Source organism: Ramlibacter sp. WS9 (assembly GCF_003797765.1).
Classification (GTDB): Bacteria; Pseudomonadota; Gammaproteobacteria; order Burkholderiales; family Burkholderiaceae_C; genus Ramlibacter.
The window spans coordinates 1-1,190 of the sequence record NZ_RKMB01000083.1; the positions used below are offsets into that span (position 1 = coordinate 1).

Below are 1,190 nucleotides of genomic sequence, written 5' to 3' on the forward strand. Positions count from 1 at the left end.
AGCAACTCGACGGCCAAGACCTTTGCCAGCCGCAGCGTCGAGTCCATCGTCCAGGTTGTTGCGCCTTCCCTCAAGGCCGATCCGAAGAGCCTGAAGATCGCCATCGTTTACGAAGACGGCCCTTACGGCACACTGGTCGGTGGCTTCCAGAAGGAAGAAGCGAAGCGCCTGGGCCTCAACGTGGTCGAGAGCCTGGCCTATTCGGCCAAGAGCGTCGATCTGTCATCGCTGGTGCTTCGCCTCAAGAGCGCCGGGGCCGATGTGGTGCTGCAAACCTCCTACCAGAACGACACGCTGCTGTTCTTCCGCCAGTCCGCCACGGCAGGCTACAAGCCCCGCGCCGTGATCGGTGCGGGTGGTGGTTATTCCTTGAGCGACACGGCCCAGGCACTGGGTGCGGCCATGGATGGCGCGTTCAATGTGGACTTTCCGCAAGTGACCATGGCTGAGGCTGGAGCCCCCGGGCTGAAGTCCTTCGTCGCCGAATACCAGAAGCGCTACGGATCGGCCCCTCGCTCGGGCCACAGCCTGGTGAACTACGTCGGTGCAAAGGGCTTCCTCGATGCGCTGGCCAACGCCAAGTCCACCGACAAGGACAAGATCCGCGAAGCGGTCCTGGCCTACAAAAAGCCGCTGGGCAGCACCGCCGCGGGCTGGGGCTTTCATTTCACGGACAACGGCCAGAACCAGCTTGCCACCAGCAACCTGATGCAGTGGCAGGGCGGCAAGCTCGTGACGGTGTACCCCGAGAACGTCGCGACCGCCAAGCCGCTCGCCGTCAAGTAGTCGTGGCCCGGGCGCCAACGCGCCCCTTCCGCCTTTTTGCACCTCAACGCCGCGCCCTCTCGGCGCGCGTCTGGAATCCTCATGTCCACCTTTCTCCAGTTGCTGGTCAATGGCGCCTTGCTGGGTGGCGCCTATGCGATCTTCAGCATCGGCCTGACCTTGATCTTCGGCGTGGTGCGCGTGGTGAACTTCGCCCACGGCGAGTTCCTCATGATCGGCATGTACGCGGTCTGGCTTATGGCGCTGCACTTCGGCCTGCATCCCTATGCAGCCGCGCTGCCCGCGGTTCTGCTGTTGTGCGCCGTCGGCGCGCTCACGCAGCGCTTCGTGATCCAGCCACTGCTGTCGGCCGACGCGCACATCCAGATCTTCGCGACCGTGGGCGTTTCGACAGCCCTGCTGAA

The 1,190-nt window shown here is 63.9% G+C and carries 1 protein-coding gene and 1 pseudogene; both read left to right on the forward strand.

Annotated elements, in window-relative coordinates; genetic code table 11:
- Positions 1 to 786: ABC transporter substrate-binding protein (locus EEB15_RS33005; RefSeq protein ID WP_141514230.1), on the forward strand; the 786-nt coding region annotated here is incomplete at its 5' end.
- 81 nt (positions 787 to 867) lie between these two features.
- Positions 868 to 1,190 (forward strand): annotated as a pseudogene (locus tag EEB15_RS33010) (branched-chain amino acid ABC transporter permease); the annotation flags it as partial.